Raw genomic sequence first — 4,410 nt, 5'->3', positions numbered from 1 at the left:
ACCGAGATCAGCCTGCGCGCGGCGCGGCTGCTGGCAGGACGGGAGCCCGTAGTCGTACTGCCCTGTCAGTGGATGGGCATGAGCGAGCACCATTTCCCCTTCGGCGGCACGATCAGCCTCGACTACGCCACCTTCCATGCGGTGCTGCGCGGCATCGCGCGGAGCCTGAAGGTGTGCGGGTTCCGCCGCCTGTTCGTGGTGAACGGCCATGGCGGCAACACCGAGCCGCTCGCGGTCGCGGTGCGGGAACTGGCGGTCGAGCTCGACATGGCGATCGCCGGCTCGACCTACTGGATCATGGCGGCCGAGGCGGTCGGCGCAATCCTTGAGCGGCAGAAGAACATCCAGCACGCCTGCGAGGGCGAGACCGCGATGATGATGGTGGTGGCCCCGGATCTCGTGCGGCGCGACCACATCGACGCTGCGGCGGCCGGCGTGATGACGCCGGGCGAGGTCGCCGGCGCGTCGTCCTCGGATGGCGCTGGAATCCAGCGCTTCCGCAGCTTCGAGGAGCGCGCCCCGGGCACGGGGGTGCGCGGCGATCCGCGTGCGGCGAGCCCCGAGAAGGGCGAGGCGCTGCTTCAGACGGCGGCGGCGAACCTCGCCGCCGCGATGGCGAATCCGGCGCTCTGGTCGGCGCCCGACCCGGTCTGGCGTCCCGGTCGTCCCTTCGCGGCCCCTGGCTGAGCGGCCTCAGAACCGCCGCTGAAGCACGACGCCGGGTCCGACCTCGAGCAGCCGGTCGCCGACTCCGCGCTGCGGCACGCCTGCGGTCGGACCGTCGAGCGGGGCGTCGATCGGACGCGAACTGAAGAAGCCGGGGGCGAGCGTCGTGCCGGGCGCAAGCTCCACCGTGCCGGCAGCCGCGCCGGGCGGATCAATCCGCGGGCCGGGCGGCTCGACGCGCGTGCCGCTCCCCGGCGCTGGACGCGGGCGCAGCGGCAGCTCGTCGACCAGAATGCCCTGGGAGATCGCCGGCGGCAGCTCTGCGGTCAGGGACACTCCCGGCGCGGCGGCAACCGCGAGCGCGACGAGGAATGCGCGCGTCATGCCGGCGCCGGATTGCCGCGTGCGGGCCAGGATGGCGCATCCCGGCTCTCGCGCCAGTGCGTCAGCGCCCAGTGCACCGAGGGGAAGGCGATCTGCGCCCAGGGGATCTCTCCCCAGGCGAACAGTCCGACCTCGGTCGATTCCAGCGTCGGGCCGATCGCGGCCGGATCGAGCAGCCGGGCACGGAAGATCACCTGCAGCTGGCCGATCCGCGCGATCGAATAGACGCCAAGGACGCCATCGAGCGCGAGACTGGCGCGCGCCTCCTCCATGGCCTCGCGGAGTGCCCCCTCCTCGGCGGTCTCGCCCATCTCGAGGAATCCGGCCGGCAGCGTCCAGAAGCCGGCGCGCGGTGGGATCGCCCGCCGGCAGAGCAGCACGCGGTCCTGGTGCGTCGCGACCGAGCCGACCACAACCTTCGGGTTCTCGTAGGCGACGTAGCCGCATTCCGGGCAGGTCAGGCGCGTGCGCGTGTCGCCTTCGGGGACGGCGCGGATCCTGGGTCCGGAGGAGGTGAGAGCAGCCACGGCGCAGCATCCCGCGCCCGGCCGCGACGCGCCAGCGCAACTGGCGCGGCAGCCCATCAGACCCGCGCGAGCTGGGTAGCCGTCAGCGCAAGGCGGTCAGATCGTGAGGTTCAGCAGCGAGCCGCGCGGCAGCGGCCCAGCCGGCGGCTCGGCCGGCAGGATCGGCTGCGCGGGCTTCGGGGGGCTCGCCAGGATGTTGCGGTTCACCCCGCCGAACACCTGGTTGCCACCCACCGCACGGCTGTCGCGCACCTGCAATGCGGCCGAGGCCGACTGCGAGAAGGCTGCGAGGGAGGAGAGCGAAACCATACGCAGGGTTCTGACACGCATGGGGTTAAGAATGGGTTAACGCGGATCGTTTCGCAATCCACGCGCGTGTATGCGTGGCACTGCCATGCCGGTGCGTGCAGAAGTCCGTCGCGGCGCAGTCGGCCCAGGACGCGGACGCATTGTCGGCCGCGCCGCGAGCGGGCCGGTCCGCCCGCCGCCCGGACCGCACCGGGCAGCAACCGCCGCACCGCCAGCGCCCGGATCAGCCGTACCGGGTCGGCAGACGCAACACGCGCCTCGCGGCCCACGGAGCGGAACAGCCCTTCCGTCCGAACGTCCGTTCCGCCCATCCCCTCGTCCGGCCACCCACCAGGATGGCGTCACGCCCGCTCACGCGCCGCGACCCATCGTCCGCCACATGCTCGGGCGTCAGGCCGCTACGCCGCCTTCGCCATCCCGCGCAGCACGTAGTGCAGGATGCCGCCATGGCGGTAGTACTCGACCTCGTCCACCGTATCGATGCGGCAGAGCACCGGCACCCTGTCCACCGCCCCGGTCGGCCGATGGATCACCAGCTCGAACTCCATGCGCGGCTTCAGGTCCGCGAGCCCGAGAATGTCCAGCACCTCCTCGCCGGTCAGCGCGAGCGTCTTGCGGTCCATCCCCTGCGTGAACACCAGCGGCAGCACGCCCATGCCGACCAGGTTGGAGCGGTGGATGCGCTCGAAGCTCTCGACGATCACGGCCTTCACGCCGAGCAGCGCCGTGCCCTTGGCGGCCCAATCGCGCGACGAGCCGGTGCCGTACTCCTTGCCGCCGATCACCACCAGCGGGACGCCCTCCGCCTTGTAGCGCATCGCCACGTCGTAGATCGGCGCGATCTCGCCCGAGGGATGGTGCTTCGAGACCCCGCCCTCGATCCCCGGCGTCATCTCGTTGCGGATCCGGATGTTGGCGAAGGTGCCCCGCATCATCACCTCGTGATTGCCGCGGCGGGCGCCGTAGCTGTTGAAGTCGTTCGGACGGATCTGCCGCTCCAGCAGGTACTCGCCGGCAGGGGAGGCCTTGCGGATCGACCCAGCGGGGCTGATGTGGTCGGTCGTGATCGAATCTCCCAGCATCCCGAGAATCCGCGCACCCTTGATGTCACCGATCGGCGCCGGCGTCATCGTGATGCCCTCGAAATAGGGTGGGTTCTTCACGTAGGTCGAGCCCTCGTTCCAGCGATAGGTCTCGCCGCCATCCACGGCGATCGACTGCCACTGCCTCGGCCCCTTGAACACGTCGCCGTAGCGCCCCTGGAACATCTGCCGGCTGACCGTGCCGTGCACCACGGACGCGATCTCGGCGTTCGAGGGCCAGATGTCCTTGAGGTACACCGGCTTGCCGTCGCTGCCGGTGCCGAGCGGCTCGGTCGTGATGTCGATGTTCATCGACCCTGCAAGCGCGTAGGCGACCACCAGCGGCGGCGAGGCGAGATAGTTCGCCCGCACATTGGCATGCACACGGCCCTCGAAGTTGCGGTTGCCCGACAGCACGGAGGCGACCACCAGCTTGCCGTTCTCGACCGCATCCGCGATGTGGTCGTCGAGCGGCCCGGAGTTGCCGATGCAGGTGGTGCAGCCATAACCCACCAGGTTGAACCCGAGCGCATCGAGGTCGACCTGCAACCCCGACTTTTCCAGATATTCCGTCACCACCTGCGAGCCCGGCGCGAGCGAGGTCTTCACCCAGGGCTTCACCTGAAGGCCCTTCCTGCGCGCGTTGCGCGCTACCAGCCCCGCCGCGACCATGACGTACGGGTTGGAGGTGTTCGTGCAGGACGTGATCGCCGCGATCACCACGTCGCCGTGGGTGAGCTCGTAGTTCGTGCCCTCGACCTTCACCCGCTTGCCGACATCGTTCGCCGGCACGCCGAGCGATCGTGTCAGCTCATCCTTGAACGACTCGCTCGCGGCCGAGAGCAGCACCCGGTCCTGCGGCCGCTTCGGCCCGGCGAGCGACGGCACGACGGTGGAGAGATCGAGCTCCAGCGTGTCGGTGAACACCGGATCGGGGTTGTTGGCATCACGGAACATCCCCTGCGCGCGCCAATACGCCTCGGCGAGCTTGATGCGGTGGGCCTCGCGACCTGTCAGTTCGAGGTACTTCAACGTCGCCGCATCGACCGGGAAGAAGCCGCAGGTGGCGCCGTACTCCGGCGCCATGTTGCCGATGGTCGCGCGATCCGCCACCGACAGCTCGGCGAGACCCGGGCCGAAGAACTCGACGAACTTCCCGACCACGCCCTTCTTGCGCAGCATCTGCGTGACCGTCAGCACCAGATCAGTCGCGGTCGCGCCCTCGGGCAGCCTGCCGACCAGCTTGAAGCCGATCACGTCGGGGATCAGCATGGCGATCGGCTGGCCGAGCATCGCCGCCTCGGCCTCGATCCCGCCGACACCCCAGCCGAGCACGCCGACGCCGTTCACCATCGTGGTGTGGCTGTCGGTGCCGTAGCAGGTGTCGGGGAAGACGAAGGTCGTGCCGTTCTCCTCCGAGGTCCATGCCACCTGCGAGAGAT

The 4,410-nt window shown here is 70.0% G+C and carries 5 protein-coding genes; 1 reads left to right on the top strand and 4 read right to left on the bottom strand.

The genetic code is table 11. The features are described from left to right. The coding region (locus ACTIFU_RS22635; protein WP_439580586.1) for a creatininase family protein at positions 1-687 on the top strand (687 nt) is incomplete at its 5' end. Positions 688-693: 6 nt separating this feature from the next. Here ACTIFU_RS22635 and ACTIFU_RS22630 read toward each other — a convergent pair. The 4 genes from ACTIFU_RS22630 to acnA form a co-directional block, all read right to left on the bottom strand. After that, entirely contained in the window at positions 694-1,050 is a 357-nt protein-coding gene (locus ACTIFU_RS22630) for a hypothetical protein (RefSeq protein ID WP_439580585.1), read from the bottom strand. Beyond that, the gene (locus tag ACTIFU_RS22625; protein ID WP_439580584.1) at positions 1,047-1,577 is read right to left on the bottom strand and encodes an NUDIX domain-containing protein; all 531 of its coding nucleotides are present in this window, start codon (positions 1,575-1,577) and stop codon (positions 1,047-1,049) included. The genes ACTIFU_RS22630 and ACTIFU_RS22625 overlap by 4 nt, the downstream gene beginning before the upstream one ends. A gap of 96 nt (positions 1,578-1,673) precedes the next feature. Continuing rightward, the gene (locus tag ACTIFU_RS22620; RefSeq protein WP_439580583.1) at positions 1,674-1,907 is read right to left on the bottom strand and encodes a hypothetical protein; all 234 of its coding nucleotides are present in this window, start codon (positions 1,905-1,907) and stop codon (positions 1,674-1,676) included. A 377-nt stretch (positions 1,908-2,284) separates the two neighbouring features. Then, on the bottom strand, positions 2,285-4,410 hold a 2,126-nt coding region (gene acnA, locus ACTIFU_RS22615), incomplete at its 5' end, for an aconitate hydratase AcnA (protein WP_439580582.1).

This window comes from Elioraea sp. (assembly GCF_051860475.1).
In the GTDB taxonomy this organism is placed as follows: Bacteria; Pseudomonadota; Alphaproteobacteria; order Acetobacterales; family Acetobacteraceae; genus Elioraea.
The sequence above is the reverse complement of the archived record's forward strand: the minus strand, read 5'-3'. Positions and strand labels throughout refer to the sequence as shown.